Raw genomic sequence first — 23565 nt, 5'->3', positions numbered from 1 at the left:
ACTCACAGGGGAGCGAATATGTACGACTACGAGATCCACCGGGCCAGGTCCGCCGAGCTGCGCCGCGAGGCGGAGCAGTACCGGATGGCACGCGGCGCCACCGCCGCCCGCCGGGAGCGCCGCCGCGGCGCGGCCGGCGACCCGGGCGGGGCCGCCGCCCGCCGCGGGAGCTGGGTGAAGGCGGCCTGAGGATGGCCGCCCCGCCGGCACCTGTCGCCGGGGCCGAGGCGCATGACATCCTCGGCGGCGTGAGAGCCGTCCGCCTCAGCCCTGTACTCGCCGGGCGCACGGAAGAACTCGAGACGCTCGACGCCGCGCTCGCCCGCGCTTCCGCGGGCGAGCCGCAGGCGTTCGTCGTCGCGGGCGAGGCCGGGGTGGGCAAGACCCGCCTGGTGGAGGAGTTCCTGACCGCGGCGCGGGCCGCGGGCGCGGTGACCGCGGCCGGCGGCTGCGTCGAGCTGGGCGCGGACGGGCTGCCGTTCGCCCCGTTCACCACCGCCCTGCGCGCCCTCCAGCGCGAGCTGGGCGACGAGGCGATCGCCGCGGCCGTCGGCGGCCGCGAGGAGGAGCTGTCCCGGCTGCTGCCCGACTCCTCGTACGCGCCCCCGGCCGGCGCCCCGCCGCACGAGCGCGACGGCCGCACCCGCCTCTTCGAGCTGACCGCGCAGAGCCTGGAGCGGCTGGCCGCGGACCGCACCGTCGTCCTCGCCCTGGAGGACCTGCACTGGTCCGACCGCTCCACCCGCGAACTGCTCTCCTTCCTCTTCCGCACCATGCAGGCCACCCGGCTCCTGGTGCTGGCGACGTACCGCTCCGACGACATCCACCGCCGCCACCCGCTGCGCCCGTTCCTCGCCGAGCTGGACCGGCTGCGCTCCGTGCGCCGCATCGAGCTGGCGCGGCTCAGCCGCGACGAGGTCGCCGCCCAGCTCACCGGCATCCACGGCACCGTGCCGGCGCCCACCCACGCCGACGACATCTTCCGGCGCAGCGAGGGCAACCCCTTCTTCGTCGAGGAGCTGTCGGCCAACCCCGACTGCAGCCTCAGCGAGTCGCTGCGGGACCTGCTGCTCGTCCGGGTCGAGCGGCTGACCGAGCCGGCCCAGCGGGTGGTGCGGGTCGCCGCCGAGGCCGGCAGCCACGCGGAGCACGCGCTGCTCGCCGCGGTCAGCGGCGAGGGCGAGGACGCGCTGCTGGAGTCGCTGCGCGAGGCCGTCGCCCACAACGTGCTCGTACCCGACGAGGACGGCGAGTCGTACCGCTTCCGGCACGCACTGCTGCGCGAGGCGGTCCGCGACGACCTGCTGCCCGGCGAGCGCTCCCGGCTCAACCGCCGCTACGCGGAGGTGCTCCAGGCCGACCCCACGCTCGTCCGGGCCGAGCAGCGGCTCACCCGCATCGCCCGCCACTGGCACCACGGCCGGGACAGCACCCGGGCGCTGCCCGCGGTGCTGGCGGCGGCGGTGGAGGCGCGCTGCCGGCACGCCTTCGCCGAGCAGTACGAACTGCTGAAGCGCGCGATGGAGCTGTGGGACGACGTACCGCGGGAGATCCGCGCCCGGCTGCGGCCCGCGGACCGCATCGAGGACTTCGAGACGGGCGCGGCGGACACCCCCCTCACCGAGCTGGACCTGCTCGCCGAGACCGTCGTCGCCGCCCGGCTCGCGGACGAGCGGGAACGGGCCCTGGCGCTCACCCGGCGCGCGCTGGAGGCCATCGACGAGGCCGCGGAGCCGCTGCGCGCGGCGTGGTTCTGGGTGCAGCGGCACTGGCTGGTGGAGGACCTGGCGCGCGGCGACGGCCGCGCGGAGCTGGACCACGCGCTGCTGCTGGTACGCGACCTGCCGCCGTCGCGGGTCCCGGCGCTGGTGCTGACGGCCGCGGCGAGCTGGGAGATGCTGCACCGGCCGGGCCGGCCCGAGGGGCTGGCGGCGGCCGAGCTCGCGGTACGTACCGCCGCGGCGGCCGGCGAGGAGAACCTGGAGCTGAACGCGCAGGTGACCCTCGGCATCCACCTGGAGGACTCCGGCCGGGAGGAGGTGGGCGTCGGCATCCTGCGCGAGGCCCGCGACCGGGCCCGGCGCAGCGGCGACTACACGGCGGCGGCGCGCGCGGAGCTGAACCTGGCCGCGGCGCTGGAGAACCTGGGCCGCTCCCGGGAGGCGGCGGAGGTCGCCGCGGACGCGGCGCGGGCGGCGGCGAGCCGCGGGCGGCGCGACAAGGTGGCCTTCTCGCTCGGCAACCAGGTGGACTCCCTGGTGGCGATGGGCCGTTGGGACGAGGCGGAGCGCGTCGCCGACCGGGCGGAGCGGGACGCGGTCGTCGCCCTGACGTACGGCAACCTCGTCCAGGCCCGCGCTCGTCTCGCGCTGTTCCGCGGCGACGTGGCGCGGGCGGAGGCGCTGCTGGCCACCGCCCGCGACCGGCTCGGGCCGCAGCAGACGCAGCCGCAGATGGCGATCCCGCTGAGCACGCTGACGGCGTCGGTCGCGGCGGCGCGCGGCGACCTGACGGGCGCCCGCGAGGAGGCCGCCCGCACCGTCGACGCCGGTCTGGCGCCGGGCGTGCACCGGTACGCGTGGCTGCTGCTTGAGGTGGCGGCGGAGGCCGAGGGGGACGGGCGGCGGGTGCCGGCGTTCGCCCGGGGCACGGCCGCGGCGCTGGCGCGGATCCGCACGGCGGCGGCGGGACTGTCCTGCTCGGCGCCGGTGTGGGCGGCGCACGCGCTGCTCCTGCGCGCGCAGTTGGCCCGCGCCGCCGGCGACCCCGACCCGGCGCCGTGGGCCGCGGCGGCGGCCGCGTTCGAGCCGCTGGACCGGCCGTACGAGCTGGCCCGGGTGCGGCACCGGTGGGCGGAGGCGCTGCTGGCCACCGGCGACCGGGAGGGCGCCGCGCCCCTCCTCGCCGACGCCCACGCGGCGGCCGGCGCCCTGGGCGCGGTCCCCCTGCGCACGGCGGTCACGGCGCTTGCCTCCCGCGCCCGGGTCTCCCTCGGCGGCCCGGACCCGGCCCCGGCGGACCCGGTGCGGGCGCTGGGGCTCACGTCGCGGGAGCAGGAGGTGCTGAGGCTGGTGACGGCGGGACGCAGCAACCGCCAGATCGCCGAGGAGCTGTTCATCTCGCCGAAGACGGCGAGCGTGCACGTGTCCAACCTGATGGCCAAACTCGGCGTCTCCGCCCGCGGCGAAGCCGCCGCGACGGCACACCGCCTCCGGCTCTTCGAGGACGCGTAGGACGGACGGCCGCGACCCGCCGCCCGGCTCCGGCCGAGGTGGCGGCGGCTCTAAGGCACCTGAGGCCCCCGGCGGCGCGAATCCCCGGGGGCCTTAGGCATGTACGCGCGCGTAGGCGCCCCGGGTAAGGCGGGCGGCGCCCGGAGATGCGGAAGTCTCCCGATGTGGCGGACCCCCCTGGGCCGCGAAGCTGGAATCACACCGCAGGAGACCAGCCCGAACGCAGGGGAGAACGAGATGTTCGCGTACCAGATGCACGAGACCCGCTCCGCCGACCTGCGCCGCGAGGCGGCGCAGTACCGCCTCGCCCGCGAGGCCGCCGTCGCCCGCCGGGAGCAGCGCCGCGCGGCCCGCCGGGCGCGCGTCCTGGCCCGCTGGGTGAAGGCGGCCTGACGTGCCGTACGGTGCGGCGGATCGCCGTACGGTCCGGGCCGCGGGGAGACGGGGCCCCGCCGCGGGACCCGAGGACCCCGGGCGGCCGGCCGCTGCCCCGCCGGACAGCGGCCGCCGCCCCCACCGAAGACCGGCCCTGGCCCCGCTCGCCCGGACCGGACCACAGAGCGCCCACCCGCGCATCGCGGGCCGGGCGCTCTCGTCGTCCGCGGTCCCTCCCCCGCGGCTTCGCCGCGCTGCCGCCGTGTCGTAAGGCTGTGCGATGCTCTCCACTGTGACGATCTCGTGCGTGAGCCCCGTGCTCGTCGGCCGGGCCGACGAGCTGCGCTCCCTCGGCGCCGCCCTGGAGCGGGCCGGTGCCGGCACGCCGCAGGCCCTGCTGGTCGGCGGCGAGGCCGGGGTGGGCAAGACCCGGCTGGTGGAGGAGTTCGCCGGCCGCGCCGAGCGGGCCGGCGCGGTGGTGGCCGTCGGCGGCTGTCTGGAGCTGGGCGCCGAGGGGCTGCCGTTCGCGCCGTTCGCCACCGCGCTGCGCGCGCTGCACCGCGCGCTCGGCGACGAGCTGGTGCGGGCCGCCCGCGGCGGCGAGGCCGAGCTGGCCCGGCTGCTGCCCGAGCTGGCGGGTGCCGGCGGCGGGGAGGAGCCCGGGGACCGGCACGACGTCGAGGCCAAGGCCCGGCTCTTCGAGCACGCCGCCCGGCTGCTGGAGAAGCTGGCCGCCGAGCGGACGGTGGTGCTGGTGCTGGAGGACCTGCACTGGTCGGACCGCTCCACCCGCGAGCTCTTCGGCTACCTCATCCGGTCCTTGCAGGGCGCCCGCGTCGTGCTGCTGGGCACGTACCGCTCGGACGACATCCACCGCCGCCACCCGCTGCGCCCCTTCCTCGCCGAGCTGGAGCGGCTGCGCACAGTGCAGCGGCTGGAGCTGGCGCGCTTCTCCCGGCAGGAGGTGATCGGCCAGCTCACCGCGATCCGCGGCGCCGGGCCGCTGCCCCACCTGGTGGACACGATCTTCCAGCGCTCGGACGGCAATCCCTTCTTCGTCGAGGAGCTGACCGCCCTGCTGGACTGCGGCGGCTCGCCGGACGCGCTGTCGGAGTCGCTGCGCGACCTGCTGCTCGTCCGGGTCGAGGCGCTGCCGGAGGCGACGCAGCGGGTGCTGCGGACCGCCGCGGAGGCCGGCTCGACCGTGGAGTTCGGGCTGCTGCTCGCGGTGTCCGGGCAGGACGAGGAGGAGCTGATCGAGGCGCTGCGGCCCGCGGTCGACGCCGGCATCCTGATGCCCGCGGCGGGCGGCCCCGGCGCCGACAGCTACCGCTTCCGGCACGCGCTGCTCCGCGAGGCCACCGGGGACGACCTGCTGCCCGGCGAGCGTTCCCGGCTGCACCGGCGCTACGCGGAGGCGCTGGCGGCCGACCCCTCGCTGGTCCGCCCGGAGGAGCACGCCGCCCGGCTGGCCAGCCACTGGTACGCGGCCCGCGACCCGGCCCGGGCGCTGCCCGCCGCGCTCAAGGCGGCCGACGAGGCGGGGGTGCGGCACGCGTTCGCCGAGCAACTGGCCCTGCTGCGGCGGGCCGTCGAGCTGTGGGACGAGGTGCCGGAGGAGCAGTTGCGCGAGCTGCCCGCGGCGCGCTACGCCGAGTCGTATCCGCTGTGCCGCTGCGCCGACCAGCCCCACCTGCACTTCGTCGACCTGCTCGCCGAGGCCGCCGTCGCCGCCCGGCTCGACGACTCGCACGAGCAGGCGCGCACGCTCACCCGCCGGGCGCTGGAGCTGCTCGACGAGGAGGCGGAGCCGGAGCGGGCGGCGTGGTTCTGGCTGGAGCGGCAGTGGCAGGTCGTGAACAGCGGCGGCGCCGACGGCTGGGCGGAGCTGGGCAAGGCGCAGGAGCTGGTGGCGGACCGGCCGCCGTCGCCGGTGAAGGCGGACGTGCTGGCGACGGCCGCGCTCTGGAAGATGCTGCACAGCCCCGATCCGGCGAGCATCCCACTGGCGGAGAGCGCGGTGGAGCAGGCCCGGCTGGTCGGCGCCGCGGAGGTCGAGCTGCACGCGCGGATCACGCTGGCCACGCTCCGCACCCACGCCGCCGACGTCGAGCGCGGCATCGCCGAGCTGTACGAGCTGCGCGACGCCGCTGACCGCAGCGGGGCCCCGACCGTCATCGGCCGGGCGCACAACAACCTCGCGTCCGTGCTGGAGATGACCGGCAGGTCCCGCGACGCCATTGAGGCGGCACGCGGCGGTCTCGCGGCGGCCAGGAAGCAGGGACTGCGCGATTCGATCGCCTTCATCGGGTGCAACATGGTCGACGCGATGATCTCCGTCGGCGAGTGGGACGCCGCCGAGCAGGACCTGGCCCGGCTGCGGTCGTACGGGGCCCAGGCCCGTACCCGCGCGTTCGCAGGGCTCGCCGCTGCCTGGCTCGCGCTCTACCGCGGGGACGTGGACCGGGCCGGGGAACTACTCGCCGAGGCGCGCGAGGACGCGGGCGCGAGCCGGGCGGAGCCGCAGGGCTCGTACCGCATGGTGCAGATCGGGGCGCGGATCCTGATGGAGCGCGGGCGGTACGACGAGGCGCGGGCGATGCTCGCCGAAGGGCTGGTGAAGCTGCCGGAGCTGGGGCACGAGTCGTATCTCTGGCAGCTCCTGGTCTCCGCGGCGGCGGCCGAGGGCGACGCGCGCGGGCTGCCGGGCACGGCGGCGGGCCGCGACGAGCTGCTGGACCGGCTGGAGCGCGCGGCGGGGCAGTTGGACACGCCGACGCCGATCTGGGTGGCGTGGCAGCGGTATTTCGTCGCGGAGCTGGCCCGGGCGCGGGGCGGCTCCGAGGTGGCCCTGTGGGAGGCGGCGGCGTCGGCGCTGGAGCCGCTGGAGCGGCCGCACGAGCTGGGCTGGGTGCGCTACCGGTGGGCGGAGGCGCTGCTCGCGGGCGGCGCGGCCGTGCCTGTACGGGAGCGGGCGGCGCGGCTGCTCGGGCAGGCGCACGCGGCGGCGGAGGCGCTGGGCGCGGCGCCGCTGCGCGACGGCGTCGAGCAGTTGGCGGCGCGCGCGCGGATCCCGCTCGCGGCTCCCGGCGATGCGGCGGCGCAGGCACCGGCGCCCGCCGATCCGGCGGAGGCGCTGGGGCTGACGGCGCGGGAGACGGACGTGCTGCGGCTGGTCACGGCGGGGCGGAGCAACAGGCAGATCGCCGAGGAGCTGTTCATCTCGCCGAAGACGGCGAGCGTGCACGTGTCCAACCTGATGGCGAAGCTCGGCGTGTCCAACCGCGGTGAGGCCGCGGCGGTGGCGCACCGGATGCGCCTCTTCGAGAGCGCCTGACACCCGGCCGTACGCCCCCGGGCGGCGGCCGGCGCTATGGCGCGGTGGCGGACCAGTCGAGCGCGGCGCGGTGCCGCCCGGCCAGATACGCCCAGGCGGCGAGGAACGGCGGGCCGCCGAGCGCGAGCACGCCGAACACGCCCTCCCCCGACACCTCGAAGACCGCGCCCTCGCCGACGAAGAGCTGGGCGGCGGCCTGGTAGGCGACGTGGAAGCCGATGCCGGCCCAGATGTCGCCGCTCGCGACGCGGAACACGCCCAGGAGCAGGCCGAAGGAGAGGAAGACGGCGAGGACGCGCAGCCGCGTCCGGGGTAACGCGGGCGGCCCCGCCGGGGTGTGGGGCGCCGGTCTGTCTCCGGACTCTGACGGCTCGGCGGGCATGGTCGCGGGCCTCTCCGCGGACGGCCGCGCCCGTTCGACGCGGACCGCCATCCTGTACCGCCCGGAGGCCCCCGTCACGGTACGAGTCCGGCAGTCCCGGCCGGCCACGCGTGACCCGAATCAGGAAAGCCGCGGGCTCAGTCCTCGAAGAGGCGCAGGCGGTGGGCCATCGCGGCCGCCTCGCCCCGGTTCGACACACCCAGCTTCGCCATCAGGTTCGACACGTGCACACTCGCCGTCTTCGGCGCGATGAACAGCTCTTCCGCTATCTCGCGGTTGCTCCGACCCACCGCCACCCGCCGCAGCACGTCCGTCTCGCGGGCCGTGAGGCCCAGCGACTCCACCGGGTCCGCCGGCGGACGGGACGCCCGGCCGAGGGGGACGCGGGCGCGGCCCGCGAGGTGTTCCACGGACTCGCGGAGCGGGGCCGCGCCGAGGCGGACCGCCGTCGCGTGCGCCTCGGCCAGCAGCGGGGCCGCGATGTCGCGGGCCGCCGCGCCGCCGCCCGCGGCGCCGGCGAGCAGCGCCTCCGCCCGGCGGTACGCGATGTGCGCCAGCGTGTGCGGGTGGCCCAGCGGCTCGTACGCCGCGGCGGCCGCCGCCCAGACGGCGGGGTCGGCGAGCCCCCGGGCGCGGGCCAGTTCCGCCGCGAAGAGGCGGGACGACGGCGTCCAGGGCGGCCCCTCGGCCGGCAGGACTGCCGCCGCGTCCGCCAGCCGCGCCACGATCTCCGCCCGCCGCGCCTCCGGCACGCCCGGCACCCCGGCGACATCCCCCGCCAGCCGGGCGCCGGCGACCAGGAGCTGCCAGACGTACGCCTCCTGGCCGGAGAGCGGCAGCAGCGCCAGGTGCCGCTCCAGCAGGTCCAGCGCCTCCGGCGCCTGGCCCAGCGTCCACAGGGCGCTCATCTCCACCGCGGCGAACGGCAGTTCGTACTGCGGCTCGCCGTCGTTGCGCCCCCGGTACCTGCGGGCCGCGGCGATCAGCTCCGGCACCAGCTCGAACTCCCCGCGCAGCAGCGCGAGCTGGGCCCGCCGCAGCGCCACCGACGCGCCGGTGCGGGACCCGGCCGCGTGCCGCTTCCACTCCTGGCGCATCTGCTCGGCGCGGTCCCACTCGCCCAGCGAGGTCAGCGACTCCACCACGTTGAGCGCGGCGAAGGCCGCGGCGTCGTACAGCCCGCGGCCGTACATGTCCTTCATGCCGGCGAGGCCCGCCTCGACCGCCTCCGCGGACCGGCCGGCCTTCTCCAGCGCGTCGCAGAGGTTGATACACGCGCGGCCCATCTGGCGATGGGCGCCGCGCTGCCGGGCCAGGTCCCGTATCTCGTACAACTCGGCGATCCAGGCGTCGGAGTCGCCCTTGGCCGAGCGCAGCGTGCACAGCGTGATCCGCGCGCCCAGCTCGACGTCCCCGGCGCCCGCCTGCCTGGCCAGCTCGACGGCGCGCTCGGCGAGCGCCATGCTGTCCAGGTCGGAGGCGTGCAGCAGCTCCCACATCGCCACCTGCGCGAGCACGTCGGCGTGGGTGGCCGAGGCCGGCAGGTCGTGCACCAGCTCGTGCGCCCGGGTCAGCTCCGCGCGGCCGTCGCCGCGGCCGGCGAGCGCGATGAGCTTGGAGCGCTCCAGCCAGAACCAGGCGGCGCGCAGCGGGTCCTGCGTCTCGTCGACGACCTTGAGCGCCTTCTTCACGAACTTCAGCGCCGCCTCCCACTGGTGGTCGAGCCGGGCCGCGAACGCGGCGTGCGCCAGCAGGTCGACCAGGTGCAGCTCGATCTCCTCCGGCCGGTCCCCGCAGCCGCACGGCGGATACGACTCCAGGCCGCCCTGCGAAGGCAGCCCGCGGCGCTCCTCGGGCGACACCTCGTCCCACAGCTCCAGCGCCCGCTCCAGCAGCTTGAGCTGCTCGGCGTAGGCGTGCCGGGCGCGGGTCTCCAGGGCGGCGTGGAGCACGGCGGGCAGGGCCTTGGCGGCATCGCGCGCGTAGTACCAGTAGCTCGCCAGGCGGGTCGCCCGCTCCTCCGCCGCGACCAGCCCGGGGTCGGCCTCCAGGGCCTCCGCGTACCGCCTGCTGAGGCGGGTGCGCTCGCCGGGCAGGAGGTCGTCGAGCACGGCCTCGCGCAGCAGCGCGTGCCGGAAGCGGTACGCCTCGCCCTCCTCGTCGGGCACCAGCACGTTCGCCCCGACGGCGGCGCGGAGGCCCTCGATCAGCTCGTCCTCGGTGAGTCCGGAGACGACGGCGAGCAGCGCGTGCGGGACGCGCGTGTTCCGCGCGGCGAGGCGCACCACGCGCTGGGCGCCCTCGGGCAGCGCCTCGACCCGTACCAGCAGCAGATCCCGGAGGGAGTCGCTGAGGCGGCCCGCGTCCTCGCTGAGGGCCAGCTCCTCGACGAAGAAGGGGATGCCCTCGCTGCGCGCGTACACCTCGGCGGTCAGCTCGCGCTCGGGCTCGGCGACGCCGCGGATGCCGGCGAGCTGGCTGCGCACCTCGTCCTCGCTGAGCCGGGCCAGCTCCAGCCGCTGCACGGAGCGCAGCCGGTCCAGCTCGGCGAGGAAGGGACGCAGCGGATGGCGCCTGTGGACGTCGTCCGAGCGGTACGTCATGAGGACCACGAGGCGGGCGCCCTGGACCGAGCGGACGAGATAGCCGAGCAGCTCGCGGGTGGAGCGGTCCGCCCAGTGCAGGTCCTCCAGGGCCAGCACCACGGTGCGCCCCGCGGCCAGCCGCTCCAGCAGGCCGACGGTCAGCTCGAAGAGCCGGGCCCGGCTGTCCTGGCCGTGCGGCTCCTCGGTGACCGGGCCCAGGTCGGGCAGGAGCCGGGCGAGCACCGGCTCCTGGCCCGCGGCCAGCTCCGTCAGCTCGGCGCCGACCTTGCGGTGCAGCATGCGCAGCGCCGTGGCGAACGGCGCGAAGGGCAGGCCGTCCGCGCCCAGCTCCAGACAGCCGCCGACCGCGGTGACCGCGCCGGCGCCCTGCGCCGCCTCCAGGAACTCGTCCAGCAGCCGGCTCTTGCCCACGCCTGCCTCGCCCCCCACGAGCAGCACCTGCGGCTCGCCGAGCGCGGCGCGGGCGAGCGCGGCGTCGAGGGTCTTCAACTCGTCATGACGGCCTGCGAACACCGGGCTGATCGTTCGGCTCTGCACGCTGTCGAGCATCGCACGCTGCACTGACAGCGTGGAATCGGTTTTCTCACTGGCCGGGCACGGTGGGCAGGCCGGCGAAGACGTCGAAGCGCATGACGGCCGCGATCACCAGCCCGAGCGCGCCCAGCACCACCCCCGCGACGGCCACGGCCCGTACCCACACCACGGGCCGCGGGCCGCTGTCGCCGAACGCCGGGCGGACGAGCACCGCCGCCGACACGATCAGGGCGACGACCGCGGTGAGGCCGTTGAAGAGGGCGATGGTGTGCCAGGGGGTGCCGTACGCGGCGGAGATCTGCTCGGCGGCGGTGCCGTTGGCGGACTCGAGCTGGCCGGTCAGCTCCCGGCGGGCGGAGACGAGGTCGGCCAGCCAGGTGCCGGTGAGCGAGGCGAGGCCCAGGGCGGCGCCCACGATGGCCGCGGCGCCGGCGGCGACGCCGGTGGAGGCGCGGGCGGCGGGGAGCAGCTCACCTGGCTCGTCGCCGTCGGGGCCCTTCCCGGCCCCGCCGGTCTCATCGGCCCCGTCGGCCTCCGCCGTGTCGCCGGTCTCCGTGTCGCCGTACGCGGCCTCGTCGGCAGCCGGCGCGTCCGCGGTCTTCGCGGTGCCGGCGACCCCCGTGGCGTCCGCGGCGTCGGTCCCGGCGGCGCCGGCCGCCCGGTCGGTCTTCGATAGTGCAATCATGCCGGGCACCGTAGGCGGCCCGTCTGAGAGGAGTATTAACGCACCGCCGTCTCCTCCGGCAGCCGGATGTGCTCGGCCGCCGCCGGCTCCCCCGGCCCCTCGACGCCGATGTGCGGCAGCCGCTTCTCCAGCCAGCCGGGCAGCCACCAGTTGGCCCGGCCCAGCAGGTGCATCAGCGCCGGCACCAGCAGCGTGCGCAGCACGAAGGCGTCCAGCGCCACCGCCGCGGCCAGCGCCACCCCGAACATCGCGATGATCCGGTCCCCGCCCAGCGCGAACGCCGAGAAGACCGCGATCATGATGAGCGCCGCGCAGTTGATGACCCGGCCGGTCTCGGCGAGCCCGACCCGCACCGCCCGCCGGTTGTCGCGGGTCGCCCGCCACTCCTCGTACATCCTGCTGACCAGGAAGACCTGGTAGTCCATCGAGAGCCCGAAGAGCACCGAGATCATGATCACCGGCAGGAACGGCTCGATCGGCCCGGTGGCGCCCAGCCCCAGCAGCCCGGCACCCCAGCCCCACTGGAAGACCGCCACCACCACCCCGAAGGACGCCGTCACGGCCAGCACGTTCATCAGCGCGGCCTTCAGCGGTACGCCCACGCTGCGGAACGCCACCAGCAGCAGCAGGCAGCCCAGCGCGATCACGACGCCGCCGAAGAGCGGCAGCTTGTCGACGATCACCTCGGCGAAGTCGTCCTGCCCCGCCGTGATGCCGCCCACGTGCACCTGCATCGACGTGCCGTCCGCGGCCTCCGGTAGCACGTCCGAGCGCAGCCGGTCCACCAGGTCCGACGTCGCCTCGTCCTGCGGCGCGGTCTCCGGGGTGACGGTGATCAGCCCGGTGCCGCCGCCCTTGCCGTGCACCGCGGCGGTGGCGTCGGCGACGCCCGGGGTGCCGCGCAGCGTCTCGGGCAGCGAGTCGAAGGCGACCCGGTCGCCCGCACCGTCGAGGTGGGCGACGAGCGTGAGCGGGCCGTTGCTGCCCGGGCCGAAGCCCCCGGCCATCATGTCGTACGCCTGCCTGGTGGTGGCGCTCGCGGGATGGTTGCCCTGGTCGGAGCTGCCCAGGTGGAGCGCGGCGACGGGCAGCGCGAGGACGCCCATGAGCACCAGCGCGAGCGCGCCCAGCAGCCGCGGCCGGCGCTGCACGAGACCGGCCCAGCGGGCGGCGAGCCCGCGCGGGACGTCGGGCCGCGGGCCGTGCTCGACGAGCGCCCGCCGCTCGCGGCGGCTGAGGGCCTTCATCCCGATGACGCCGAGCAGCGCCGGCAGCAGCGTGATCGAGGCGGCGACGGTGAGCACCACGGTCAGCGAGGCGGCGACGGCGACGCCGGTGAGGAAGTTCAGCCGCAGCACGAGCATGCCGAGCAGCGCGATGCACACGGTGACGCCCGCGAAGACCACGGCCCGCCCGGCCGTGGCCACGGCGCGCTGCGCGGCCTGGCCCACGGGCAGCCCCTCGCGCAGCCCGCGGCGGTGTCTGGTGACGATGAACAGGGCGTAGTCGATGCCGACGCCGAGGCCCACGAGCATGCCGAGCATGGGGGCGAAGTCGGCGACGGCCATGGCGTGGCCGAGGAGCGTGACGCACCAGTACGCCGTGCCGACGCCGACGAGCGCGGTCGCGATCGGCAGCGCCATCGCGGCGAGCGAGCCGAACGCGACGAAGAGCACGACCGCCGCGACGACCACCCCGACGGCCTCGCCGTAGTGCACGGACGGCGCCTGGAGCAGCCCGGCCCCGGGGCCGCCCACGGCGACCTCCAGACCGTCGCCCGCCGCCGTCTCCGCGGCGTCCACGACCTTGCGGATGTCTCCGGTCACCAGGTCGTCCACGGCCCCGTCGTAGGTGACGGTGGCGTACGCCGTGCGCCCGTCGGCGCTCACCGCCCCGCCGTCGCCGGCGCCGTTCCCGGTGGCGGCCCCCGCCTCGCCGGCGGCGTACGAGCCGTAGGGGCCGCTCACCTCCGAGACCCCCGGCAGCCCGGCGATCTCCGTCAGCGCCGCGTCCACCCGCTCCCTGGTCTGCGCGTCGCCGACCCCGCCGTCGTCGTGCCAGACGACGGAGTCCGCGACGCCGTCCATGCCGGGGAACGCCTCGGCCATGAGCACCTGCACCCGCCCGGACTCGGTGCCCGGGACGTCGTAGTCGTTCGAGTACGCCGGCCCCAGCAGGGCCGCCGCGACGGCGGTCCCGGCGAAGGCGGCGAGCCAGAGCAGGACGACGAGCAGGCGGCGGCGGAGACACCACCGGGCGAGACCGGACACGGGCGGCTCCCTGGGATATTCACGATCTTTCAGGGAGGTCGGCCCTCAAAGACTCCTGCACCTGCGCTGCCACTGTTACAGGTGCGGGAGATCGTTTGTCCGATGAGTGGCTTTTTTCACATCATCAGTCCGCTACGCCCAGCTTCTCCATGATCAGCTCCCGGGCGCGGGCGGCGTCCGCCTGGCCGCGGGTTGCCTTCATGACCGCGCCGACCAGCGCCCCGGCCGCCTGCACCTTGCCGCCGCGGATCTTCTCCGCGATGGCCGGGTTGCCCGCGATGGCCTCGTCGACCGCGGCGCCGAGCGCGCCCTCGTCCTTGACGATGGCCAGACCGCGCTTGTCGACGACCTCGTCCGGGGTGCCCTCGCCGTCCAGGACGCCGGTGATGACCTGGCGGGCCAGCTTGTCGTTCAGCTTGCCCTCCGCGACCAGCGCCGCCACCCGCGCGACCTGCTCCGGGGTGATCGCCAGCGCGGCCAGCTCGACGCCGTCCTCGTTGGCCCGCCGCGCCAGCTCGCCCATCCACCACTTGCGCGCCGCGGTGGCGTCCGCGCCCGCGTCGATGGTGGCGACGATCGGGCCGATGGCCCCGGCGTTGAGGATGGACTGCATGTCGTGCGCGGAGACGCCCCACTCCTCGCGCAGCCGGTTGCGGCGCAGCCGCGGCAGCTCCGGCAGCCCGGAGCGCAGTTGCTCCACCCAGGCCCGGGCGGGCGCGACGGGCACGAGGTCGGGCTCGGGGAAGTAGCGGTAGTCCTCCGCCTCCTCCTTGGTACGGCCCGAGGTGGTGGTGCCGGTGTCCTCGTGGAAGTGGCGGGTCTCCTGGACGATCTTGCCGCCGCCGTCGAGGACTTCGGCGTGCCGGACGACCTCGGAGCGCACCGCGCGCTCGACGCTGCGCAGCGAGTTGACGTTCTTCGTCTCGCTGCGGGTGCCGAAGACGGTGGCGCCGGCCGGCATCAGCGACAGGTTCACGTCGCAGCGCATCTGGCCCTGCTCCATCCGGGCCTCGGAGACGCCGAGGGCCTTGATCAGCTCCCGCAGCTCGGCCACGTACGCCTTCGCCACCTCGGGCGCCTTGGCGCCGGCGCCGGTGATCGGCTTGGTGACGATCTCGATCAGCGGGATGCCGGCCCTGTTGTAGTCCAGCAGCGAGTGCGAGGCACCGTGGATCCGCCCGGTGGCACCGCCCACGTGGGTGGACTTGCCGGTGTCCTCCTCCATGTGGGCGCGTTCGATCTCGACCCGGAAGACCTCGCCGTCGACCTCGACGTCGAGGTAGCCGTCGTACGCGATGGGTTCGTCGTACTGCGAGGTCTGGAAGTTCTTCGGCATGTCCGGATAGAAGTAGTTCTTCCGGGCGAAGCGGCACCACTCGGCGATCTCGCAGTTGAGCGCCAGGCCGATCTTGACCGCGGACTCCACGCCCGTCTCGTTCACCACCGGCAGCGCGCCGGGCAGGCCGAGGCAGACGGGGCAGGTCTGGGTGTTGGGCCCGGCGCCCAGCGCGGTGGCGCAGCCGCAGAACATCTTGGTCGCGGTGCCGAGCTCGACGTGGACCTCCAGGCCCAGCACCGGCTCGTACGTCGCGAGGGCGTCCTCGTACGTGACAGTCACAGCTCTCTTCCAGCCTCTCGACCCCGGCGCGGCCCGCTCAGCCGGCGAGGATGTCGTCGTCGTTCATCCGGCGCAGCTCCCGCACCAGCAGGGCGACGCCGGTGGCGATGGCGGCGGCGGACACCGCGGCGTCGAGCTGACGCAGCCGGTCCTCCTCGAAGCGCGCCTGCTTCATCTGCTTGGCGACGCTGATCACGCCGAAGAGCGTGGACGTGAGGGAGATGTACACACCGGTCTTGGACTTCTTGAAGTCCTTGGCCTTGGCGAACTTGCTCATAGGGCGGGTGCCTCCTCCAGCAGGGGGTGGCCCCACCGGTCGGTGAACGCGGCCTCCACCGCGGCACCGACCTTGTAGAGCCGGTCGTCGGCCATGGCGGGGGCGATGATCTGCAGCCCCACCGGGAGCCCGTCCTCCGGCGCGAGGCCGCAGGGGAGCGACATCGCGGCGTTGCCGGCGAGGTTGGACGGGATGGTGCACAGGTCGGCGAGGTACATCGCCATCGGGTCGTCGACCCGCTCGCCGATCGGGAAGGCGGTCGTCGGGGTGGTCGGCGAGACGAGCACGTCGACCTCTTCGTAGGCGCGCTCGAAGTCACGGGTGATGAGAGTGCGGACCTTCTGCGCCGAGCCGTAGTAGGCGTCGTAGTAGCCGGAGCTCAGCGCGTACGTACCGAGCATGATGCGGCGCTTGACCTCGGGACCGAAGCCCGCCGCCCGGGTGAGCGAGGTGACCTCCTCGGCGGAGTGCGTGCCGTCGTCGCCGGCGCGCAGGCCGTAGCGCAGGCCGTCGTAGCGGGCGAGGTTCGAGGAGACCTCGGCGGGCGCGATCAGGTAGTACGCGGCGAGCGCCCTGTCGAACGCCGGGCAGGACACCTCCACGACCTCGGCGCCCAGCTCGCGCAGCAGCTCGACGGCCTCGTCGAAGCGCTGCATGACCCCCGGCTGGTAGCCCTCGCCGCGGAACTCCTTGACCACGCCGACGCGCGTCCCGGCCACCGAGCCGTGGCGCGCGGCCTCGACGACGGCCGGGACGGGGGCGTCGATGGAGGTGGAGTCCATCGGGTCGTGGCCGGCCAGCACCTCGTGCAGCAGCGCCGCGTCCAGCACCGTACGGGCGCACGGGCCGCCCTGGTCGAGGCTGGAGGAGAACGCGATCATCCCGTACCGCGAGACGCCGCCGTAGGTCGGCTTGACGCCGACGGTGCCGGTGACGGAGGCGGGCTGGCGGATGGAGCCGCCGGTGTCGGTGCCGATGGCCAGCGCCGCCATGTACGCGGTGATGGCGGCCGACGAACCGCCGCCGGAGCCACCGGGGATCCGGGTGAGGTCCCAGGGGTTGCCGGTGTGGCCGTAGGCGCTGTTCTCGGTGGAGGAGCCCATCGCGAACTCGTCCATGTTGGTCTTGCCGAGGATGACGACGCCGGCTTCCTTCAGCCGCCGGGTCACGGTCGCGTCGTACGGCGGGACCCAGCCCTGGAGCATCTTCGACCCCGCGGTGGTGGGCACCCCCTCGGTGGTGAAGATGTCCTTGAGCGCCAGCGGCACGCCGGCCAGCGGGCCGAGCTGCTCGCCGCGCTCGCGCCGGGCGTCCACGGCGCGCGCCTGGGCGAGCGCCCCCTCGCGGTCGACGTGCAGGAAGGCGTGCACCTTCTCGTCCACGGCCTCGATGCGGGCGAGATGGGCCTCCGCCACCTCGACGGCGCTGACGTCGCCCGCGGCGATCTGCGCGGCGGTCTCCGCCGCCGTCTGCCTGATGATTCCCGAGCTGTCGGCCACGGTCACTCCTCCCCCAGGATCTGCGGCACCTTGAAACGCTGCTGCTCCTGCGCGGGCGCGCCGGAGAGCGCCTGCTGCGCGGTGAAGCTCGGCCGGACGGTGTCCGGGCGCATGACGTTCGTCAGGGGCAGCGGGTGGCTGGTCGGCGGTACGTCCTCGCCGGCCACATCGGCGACGCGGGCGACCGCGCCGATGATGGCGTCGAGCTGGCCGGCGAAGTGGTCCAGCTCCTCGCCGCTCAGCTCCAGGCGCGCCAGCCGGGCGAGGTGGGCGACCTCCTCGCGCGTGATGCCAGGCATGCGGGTCATCCTCACAGGGTGGTGTGACGGTTTCGGGGCAATCCTATGGGGCGCGGGGCGGTGCGCCCGACCGGGTTTCCCGGCGGGGGCGGTTCCGGCCGCCTCCACGGCCGCCCCGGCCGTACGTGACGGTTCGTCCGCCCGGGTGCCCTGCAGCGGCGGGGCACCGGTCACTTCACCGGCTTGACCGGCTCCTCCGCCTCGTCCGGCTGCGGCACGGCCACGGCCGTCGCCGGCTCGTCCGCCGCGCGCGCGGCGGACGCCGCGGCCGGCAGGGCCCTGGCCCCGGGGCCGGGACCGCGGGCGCGCAGCCAGGCGGTGGTCTCCGCCGGGGGCATGGCGGCGGCGACGAGCCAGCCCTGCACCGCATCGCAGCCGAGGTCGCGCAGGTGTTCCCAGGTCTCGTCGTCCTCGACGCCCTCGGCGACGACGCGCAGGCCGAGGGAGTGCGCGAGGTCGACGGTGCAGCGGACGATCTCCAGGTCCTCCGGGTCGACGGCCAGCCGGGCGACGAACGAGCGGTCGATCTTCAGCTCGCTCACCGGCAGCCGGCGCAGATGGACCAGCGAGGAGTAGCCGGTGCCGAAGTCGTCGAGCGACATCTTCACGCCGTGCCCGGTGAGCCCGGCGAGGGTGTCGGCCGCGCGCTGCGGGTCCTCCAGCAGCACGTGTTCCGTTATCTCCAGTTGCAGCGCGCCGGGCGGCACGCCGTGCCGGGCGAGGCGGGCGGCGACGGCGCCGGCGAAGCCGGGCGTGTGCACGTCGCGCGGCGAGACGTTGACGGCGACGGGCACCTGGAGGCCGGCGGCGCGCCAGTCGGCGACCTGGGCGAGCGCGGTCTCCAGCACGTACTCGGTGAGCACCGGCATCAGGCCCGAGGTCTCGGCGATGGCGATGAACTCCTCCGGGTTCACGTGCCCGCGCTCCGGGTGCGCCCAGCGGACCAGGGCCTCCAGGCCGACGACGCGGCCGTCGAAGCCGACCTTCGGCTGGTAGTGCAGCGCGACCTCGCGGGCCTGGAGCGCCCGGCGCAGGTCGCCCAGCAGGCCCAGCCGGTCGGGGGTGTTGCCGTCGCGGCGGGCCTCGTAGACCTCGACGCCGCTGCGGTCCCGCTTGGCCTGGTACATCGCCACGTCGGCGCGCTGGAGCAGGCCCTCGGTCTCGGTGGCGTGCTCGGGGTAGACGGCGACGCCGGCGCTGGCCTCCAGCACCAGGCTCATCCCGTCGAGGTCGAGCGGGGAGCCGAGGGCGGCGACGAGCGTACGGGCCACCCGCTGGGCGCTGGTGGCGGAGTCGGTGAGCGGGATGAGCACGGCGAACTCGTCGCCGCCGAGGCGGGCGGCCTCCGCGCCGCGGGGCAGCGCGAGCCGCAGCCGGCCGGCGAGCTGGAGCAGCAGCCGGTCGCCGGCGCGGTGGCCGAGGGTGTCGTTGACGGCGCGGAAGCGGTCGAGGTCGATGAGGATGAGGGCGGCGCGGCGTCCTGTGCTCTCGGCCTCGGCCAGGGCGTGCCAGGTGCGCTCCAGCAGCCACTGGCGGTTGGGCAGTCCGGTCAGCGGGTCGCGCAACTGCTCCTCGGCGCGTGCGCGGGCCATCCACAGGCTGGAGTCGAGGGCGATGAGCGGCACCGCGAACAGCGGCAGCAGCACGGGGGTGTTGACGGCCACGACGATGACGAGCGGCGCGATGCCGAGGAGCGCGGCGCCGCTCAGGCCCTGGCGGGTGAGGGCGGCGCGGGCGAGCAGGCCGGGGCCCTCGCGGTGGCCGGGGTCCGCGTACCAGGTGAGCACGCGGGTCACCAGGACGTACGCCAGGGCGGCGGCGATCAGCTCGGGCAGCGCGTACAGGTCCCAGGAGCCCGGCTCCCAGGGCTCCTCGACCGTCGGGTGCTCGCCGCAGGTCCACAGCACCACGGCGGCCGTCGAGATGCCGAGGATCTCGACGGCCCCGTGCAGCGGCGCCTGGCGGCGGTACGGCCGGCGGACGAGGGCGACGGCGAGGATGACCAGCAGGCTGACGGCGACGGCCGGGATCCAGCCGTAGAGCAGCAGCACGGCGAGGGTGAGCGCGGCGGCCGAGCCGTTGCCGCCGGACCAGCGGTCGCGGCCGGGTGCGACCAGATGGGCGATGAGGACGACCGTCAGGACGGCCAGGCCCCAGCCCGCGGTGCCGCGGGGGAAGAGCGCGTGGCCCTCCCGCAGCCCGTACAGCACCCCGATGGCGAACACCAGGCCGCCCGCGGCCTGCGCCAGCCACGGCAGGGCGGGCAGCACCAACCGGCGCAGCACCGGCGCCGGTTCCGTGCTCTCCGTCGGTCGCATCCCGTCCCTCTCACCGCCTGGGCGCGCGTCGGCGCGCCCATCCACACTAGGCTGCGAAAGCCTTTCTGGGGCGGCGATCGGCTGCGGTCGCCCGATTGCCCCCGACTCGCCGGGTTTCGGTCTGCACGCGAACAGGCCGGGGGCGGCGGCTACTCGGGCGGGGGCAGGGCGGCGTCGCGGGCGGCGTCGGGTCCCTGCTCCAAAAGGACGGCGAAGCCCGCGTCGTCGAGGATCGGGAGCTTCAGCTGCACGGCCTTGTCGTACTTGGACCCGGGGTTGTCGCCGCAGACCACGAAGTCGGTCTTCTTCGAGACCGAACCCGTCACCTTGGCCCCGCGGCTCTGCAGCGCCTCCTTCGCGCCGTCCCGGGTGTGCGACTGGAGCGTGCCGGTGACGACGACGGTCAGCCCCTCCAGCGGACGCGCACCCTCCGACTCCTTCACCTCCTCCTCCATCCGCACGCCCGCCGCGCGCCAGCGCTCGACGATCTCGCGGTGCCAGTCCTCGGCGAACCACTGGGTCAGCGAGGCCGCGATGGTGGGCCCGACGCCCTCGGCCGCGGCCAGCTCCTCCTCACTCGCCGCCATGATCCGGTCGATGGAGCGGAACTCGCGGGCCAGCGCCTCGGCGGCGACGGGGCCGACGTGCCGGATGGACAGCCCGGCGATGACCCGGGCCAGCGGCCGGTCCTTGGCGGCCCGGATGTGACCGAGCATCAGCTCGGTGTTCTTCTTCGGGTTGCCCTCCTTGTTGGCGAAGAAGGTGACGACCTTCTCCTCGCCCGTCTCCGGGTCGCGCTTGGGCAGTCCGGTGTCCTGGTCCAGCACGTACGACTTGATGGGCAGCAGGTCCTCGACCTTCAGGTCGAAGAGGCCGCCCTCGTCCCTGAGCGGCGGCTCCGCCGGCTCCAGCGGCTGGGTGAGCGCCGTCGCGGCGACGTACCCGAAGTTCTCGATGTCCAGGCAGCGGCGTCCGGCGAGGTAGAACAGCCGCTCGCGGAGCTGGGCCGGGCAGGAGCGGGCGTTGGGGCAGCGCAGGTCGACGTCGCCCTCCTTCATGGGCTTGAGCGCCGTGCCGCACTCGGGGCACTCCGCGGGCATCACGAACTCCCGCTCGCTGCCGTCCCTGAGGTCCGTGAGCGGGCCCATGATCTCGGGGATCACGTCGCCCGCCTTGCGGAGCGCGACCGTGTCGCCGATGAGGACGCCCTTGGCCTTCACCACGTCCTGGTTGTGCAGCGTGGCGAACTCGACCTCGGATCCCGCCACCGTCACCGGCTCGACCACCGCGTACGGCGTGACCCGTCCGGTGCGCCCGACGCCGACGCGGATGTCGACCAGCTTGGTGTTCACCTCCTCCGGCGGGAACTTCCACGCGATGGCCCAGCGCGGCGCGCGGGACGTGGAGCCCAGGCGGCCCTGGAGGGCGATCTCGTCGAGCTTGACGACGACGCCGTCGAACTCGTACGCCACGTCGTGCCGCCGCTCGCCGTAGCGGGAGATGAAGGCCCGTACGCCGTCGATCCCGTCGACCACCTTCGTGTACGGCGAGGTGGGCAGGCCCCACTCCTTGAGCAGGTCGTACGCCCCGGAGAGGCGGTCGAAGCGGGCGCCTTCGAGCGCGCCGATGCCGTGGACCACCATGTGCAGCGGGCGGGAGGCGCTGACCTGAGGGTTCTTCTGGCGCAGCGAACCGGCCGCGGAGTTGCGCGGGTTGGCGAAGGGGGGCTTGCCCTCGGCCACCAGGTCCTCGTTGAGCTTCTGGAAGTCGGCGAGCGAGAAGTACACCTCGCCGCGGATCTCCACCAGATCCGGGACGTTCTCCCCCCGCAGCCGGTGCGGGATCTCGCCGATGGTGCGGATGTTCGGCGTGATCTCCTCGCCGGCGCGGCCGTCGCCGCGGGTGGCGCCGCGGACCAGCCGGCCGTGCTCGTACGTCAGGTTGACCGCGAGGCCGTCGACCTTCAGCTCGCACAGCAGGTGGTACGGCTGGGGGTCCAGCTCCCTGGCCATCCGGTCGGCCCAGGCGTCCAGCTCCTCGTCCGTGAACGCGTTGTCCAGGGAGAGCATCCGCTCGCGGTGCCGGACGGAGGTGAACTCCGTCTCGTACGCCCCGGCGACCTTCTGGGTCGGCGAGTCGGGCGTGACCAGCTCCGGGTGCTCCTCCTCCAGCGCCTCCAGCTCCCGGAGCAGCTTGTCGAAGTCGGCGTCGCTGATGACGGGCGTCGTCACGTAGTACCTGAAGCGGTGCTCCTCGATCTGCTCCGCCAGCAGCCGATGCCGCTCACGCGCCACGCTGTCCGTACTCACACCGGCCTCCCGTTGTCACTCGGGGTCCCGGGCGAGGGACCCTGCGGCACGGACGCAGTGGGCGAGGGCCCGGCGGGCGTACTCCGGGTCTGCGCCCGCGAGGCCGCACGCCGGAGTGATCACCACACTGCCGGCGAGCGCCTGCGGCGACAGCCCCAGCCTGCGCCACAACGTCCTGACACCCCCGACGCTACCCGCAGGGTCTGACATCGGACCCGCACCGCCGGGCGCGCCCGCGGACGCGTTCGCCGTCGCCGGCACGACGCCCGCGAAGAGCCCGAGCCCGCCCTCCACGGCCTCGCCGACGGTCTCGTCCTGGCGTTCGGTCAGCAGCGCCGCGTCGTACGACACGGCCGCGGCGCCCGCGCGGTGCAGCAGGGCGAAGGGCACGTCAGGGGCGCAGGAGTGGACGACGACCGGGGTGCCGGCCGGGCCGGTGGCGCCGGCGGCGGCGATCACGTCGCGCAGGGTGCCCTCGACGACGGCGCGGTCCACGGCCCGGTAGGTGCGGTAGCCGCTGGCGGTGGCGACCCGGCCGGTGAGCACGGCGGTCACGGACGGCTCGTCGAGCTGGAGCACCACCTCGGCGCCGGGCACCCGGCGGCGTACCTCCGCCAGATGGGCGCGCAGCCCCTCGGCGAGCGAGGCGGCCAGGTCGCGGCAGGCGCCGGGGTCCCGCAGGGCGGCCTCGCCGCCCTTCAGCTCCAGCGCGGCTGCGAGCGTCCAGGGCCCGGTGGCCTGGACCTTCAGCGGTCCCGCGTAGCCCTGGGTGAACTCCTCCAGCGCGTCCAGGTCCTCGCCCAGCCAGGAGCGCGATCTGCGGGTGTCCATCCCCGGCCGGTCGGCGATGCGCCAGCCACTGGGCTGCAGGTGCGCGTAGACGTCGACGAGCATCCCCACGCTGCGGCCGACCATGTCGGCGCCGGGCCCGCGGGCGGGCAGCTCGGGCAGGAAGGGGAAGTCGCCGACCTCGCCGGTCACGGTGCGCGCGGTCTCCCGCGCGTCCTCGCCCGGCATGGATCCCACGCCGGTGGCGGCACCTGCGCCCCAGGGGCGCGTCGCTGTCTCAGTCACGAGGGTGAGGGTATGCCGAAAGACCCGCCGGGCTACGGGCCGGGGCGTACGGAGACGTCGGTGAGCTGGGCGTCGCGCGGCAGGTCGAGGGCCGTCAGCAGGGTGGTCGCCACCGACTCCGGGTCGATCCAGCGCCCCGGCTCGTACTCCCGGCCCTCCTGCCGGTGCACCTTGGCCTGCATCGGCGTGGCGGTGCGGCCCGGGTAGACCGTGGTGACCCGCACGCCGCTGCCGGCCTCCTCCGCGCGCAGCGCGTCGGCCAGCGCCTTCAGCCCGTGCTTGCTCGCGCCGTACGCGCCCCACCCGGGCCCCGCGTTCAGCCCGGCGCCGGAGTTGACGAACACGACGTGCCCCCGCGCCGCCCGCAGCCGCGGCAGCAGCAGCCGGGTCAGCTCGGCGGGACCCGTCAGGTTGACCGCCAGCGTCTCGTCCCAGACCTTCGGGGTGGTCTCCGCGACCGGGCCCAGCTCCACCACGCCCGCGACGTGCACCAGCGAGTCGAGCCGGGCGGGCAGTTCCTGCCCGGCCAGCGCGTCGGCCAGGCCGCCCGGCGCACCGAGGTCGGCGACGACGGTGTGCGCGCCGGGGAAACGCTCCGCCAACTCCGCGGCGCGGGCCTCGCCGCGGACGAGGAACCAGAGCCCGGCGGATCCGCGCGCGGCCAGCCGCCGGGCCAGCGCCTCGCCGATGCCGGAGCCGGCGCCCGTGATCAGATGTGTGGTGGCAGGGGTGATCTCACTCATGCGGTC

The 23565-nt window shown here is 75.3% G+C and carries 16 protein-coding genes; 4 read left to right on the top strand and 12 right to left on the bottom strand.

Going from position 1 to position 23565, the window contains the following annotated elements; translation table 11 throughout:
- Window positions 1–18 precede the first annotated feature (18 nt).
- The 4 genes from FB457_RS35500 (at window position 19) to FB457_RS31490 (ending at window position 6945) form a co-directional block, all read left to right on the top strand.
- A complete protein-coding gene (locus FB457_RS35500) occupies window positions 19–189 on the top strand; it encodes a hypothetical protein (RefSeq protein ID WP_164492586.1) in 171 nt (56 codons plus the stop codon).
- A 2-nt stretch (window positions 190–191) separates the two neighbouring features.
- The gene (locus FB457_RS31500; RefSeq protein ID WP_145784064.1) at window positions 192–3233 is read left to right on the top strand and encodes a helix-turn-helix transcriptional regulator; all 3042 of its coding nucleotides are present in this window, start codon (window positions 192–194) and stop codon (window positions 3231–3233) included.
- 162 nt (window positions 3234–3395) lie between these two features.
- A complete protein-coding gene (locus FB457_RS31495; protein WP_145784063.1) occupies window positions 3396–3626 on the top strand; it encodes a hypothetical protein in 231 nt (76 codons plus the stop codon).
- A 298-nt stretch (window positions 3627–3924) separates the two neighbouring features.
- Window positions 3925–6945 carry a helix-turn-helix transcriptional regulator gene (locus tag FB457_RS31490; RefSeq protein WP_078898457.1) on the top strand — a complete coding sequence of 1007 codons (3021 nt, stop codon included), beginning with the start codon at window positions 3925–3927 and terminating at the stop codon, window positions 6943–6945.
- 34 nt (window positions 6946–6979) lie between these two features.
- Here FB457_RS31490 and FB457_RS36580 read toward each other — a convergent pair whose 3' ends face one another.
- The 12 genes from FB457_RS36580 to FB457_RS31430 all read right to left on the bottom strand — a co-directional run bounded on the left by FB457_RS36580 (window position 6980) and on the right by FB457_RS31430 (window position 23559).
- Entirely contained in the window at window positions 6980–7327 is a 348-nt protein-coding gene (locus FB457_RS36580; protein ID WP_347615210.1) for a hypothetical protein, read from the bottom strand.
- A gap of 137 nt (window positions 7328–7464) precedes the next feature.
- Window positions 7465–10482, bottom strand: coding sequence for a helix-turn-helix transcriptional regulator (locus FB457_RS31480; protein WP_052770480.1), 3018 nt, complete (start codon window positions 10480–10482; stop codon window positions 7465–7467).
- A 34-nt stretch (window positions 10483–10516) separates the two neighbouring features.
- Complete coding sequence (locus FB457_RS31475; RefSeq protein ID WP_047018267.1) at window positions 10517–11152, bottom strand: hypothetical protein; 636 nt, start codon at window positions 11150–11152, stop codon at window positions 10517–10519.
- A 35-nt stretch (window positions 11153–11187) separates the two neighbouring features.
- On the bottom strand, window positions 11188–13422 hold the full coding sequence (locus FB457_RS31470; RefSeq protein WP_145784062.1) for an MMPL family transporter: 2235 nt from the start codon (window positions 13420–13422) through the stop codon (window positions 11188–11190).
- 124 nt (window positions 13423–13546) lie between these two features.
- Entirely contained in the window at window positions 13547–15040 is a 1494-nt protein-coding gene (gatB, locus tag FB457_RS31465) for an Asp-tRNA(Asn)/Glu-tRNA(Gln) amidotransferase subunit GatB (RefSeq protein ID WP_047018265.1), read from the bottom strand.
- A 37-nt stretch (window positions 15041–15077) separates the two neighbouring features.
- A complete protein-coding gene (locus FB457_RS31460) occupies window positions 15078–15317 on the bottom strand; it encodes a hypothetical protein (protein WP_047018264.1) in 240 nt (79 codons plus the stop codon).
- The gene (gene gatA / locus FB457_RS31455; protein WP_486589209.1) at window positions 15314–16822 is read right to left on the bottom strand and encodes an Asp-tRNA(Asn)/Glu-tRNA(Gln) amidotransferase subunit GatA; all 1509 of its coding nucleotides are present in this window, start codon (window positions 16820–16822) and stop codon (window positions 15314–15316) included. The genes FB457_RS31460 and gatA overlap by 4 nt, the downstream gene beginning before the upstream one ends.
- Entirely contained in the window at window positions 16819–17115 is a 297-nt protein-coding gene (gene gatC, locus FB457_RS31450) for an Asp-tRNA(Asn)/Glu-tRNA(Gln) amidotransferase subunit GatC (protein ID WP_047018262.1), read from the bottom strand. The genes gatA and gatC overlap by 4 nt, the downstream gene beginning before the upstream one ends.
- Window positions 17116–17285: 170 nt before the next feature.
- Window positions 17286–19433, bottom strand: a complete 2148-nt coding sequence (locus FB457_RS31445) for a putative bifunctional diguanylate cyclase/phosphodiesterase (RefSeq protein WP_047018261.1) — start codon at window positions 19431–19433, stop codon at window positions 17286–17288.
- Window positions 19434–19582: 149 nt separating this feature from the next.
- The gene (ligA, locus tag FB457_RS31440) at window positions 19583–21742 is read right to left on the bottom strand and encodes an NAD-dependent DNA ligase LigA (RefSeq protein ID WP_047018260.1); all 2160 of its coding nucleotides are present in this window, start codon (window positions 21740–21742) and stop codon (window positions 19583–19585) included.
- A gap of 15 nt (window positions 21743–21757) precedes the next feature.
- The gene (locus FB457_RS31435) at window positions 21758–22816 is read right to left on the bottom strand and encodes a methionine synthase (RefSeq protein WP_078898456.1); all 1059 of its coding nucleotides are present in this window, start codon (window positions 22814–22816) and stop codon (window positions 21758–21760) included.
- A gap of 32 nt (window positions 22817–22848) precedes the next feature.
- Window positions 22849–23559: an SDR family oxidoreductase gene (locus FB457_RS31430; RefSeq protein ID WP_047018258.1), complete on the bottom strand. Its 711-nt coding sequence runs from the start codon at window positions 23557–23559 to the stop codon at window positions 22849–22851.
- Window positions 23560–23565 lie beyond the last annotated feature (6 nt).

Source organism: Streptomyces sp. CNZ287 (genome assembly GCF_007827615.1).
Note: the sequence above shows the minus strand (reverse complement) of the source record. Positions and strands in the feature narration are given on the sequence as shown.

Excerpts from the sequence above, each read along its gene's own strand:
- FB457_RS31430 (WP_047018258.1), bottom strand. The coding sequence starts at position 23,559 with ATGAGTGAGATCACCCCTGCCACCACACATCTGATCACGGGCGCCGGC.
- FB457_RS36580 (WP_347615210.1), bottom strand. The coding sequence starts at position 7,327 with ATGCCCGCCGAGCCGTCAGAGTCCGGAGACAGACCGGCGCCCCACACC.
- FB457_RS31500 (WP_145784064.1), top strand. The coding sequence starts at position 192 with ATGGCCGCCCCGCCGGCACCTGTCGCCGGGGCCGAGGCGCATGACATC.
- FB457_RS31480 (WP_052770480.1), bottom strand. The coding sequence starts at position 10,482 with ATGCTCGACAGCGTGCAGAGCCGAACGATCAGCCCGGTGTTCGCAGGC.
- FB457_RS35500 (WP_164492586.1), top strand. The coding sequence starts at position 19 with ATGTACGACTACGAGATCCACCGGGCCAGGTCCGCCGAGCTGCGCCGC.
- FB457_RS31460 (WP_047018264.1), bottom strand. The coding sequence starts at position 15,317 with ATGAGCAAGTTCGCCAAGGCCAAGGACTTCAAGAAGTCCAAGACCGGT.
- FB457_RS31495 (WP_145784063.1), top strand. The coding sequence starts at position 3,396 with ATGTGGCGGACCCCCCTGGGCCGCGAAGCTGGAATCACACCGCAGGAG.
- FB457_RS31445 (WP_047018261.1), bottom strand. The coding sequence starts at position 19,433 with ATGCGACCGACGGAGAGCACGGAACCGGCGCCGGTGCTGCGCCGGTTG.
- gatC (WP_047018262.1), bottom strand. The coding sequence starts at position 17,115 with ATGCCTGGCATCACGCGCGAGGAGGTCGCCCACCTCGCCCGGCTGGCG.
- FB457_RS31475 (WP_047018267.1), bottom strand. The coding sequence starts at position 11,152 with ATGATTGCACTATCGAAGACCGACCGGGCGGCCGGCGCCGCCGGGACC.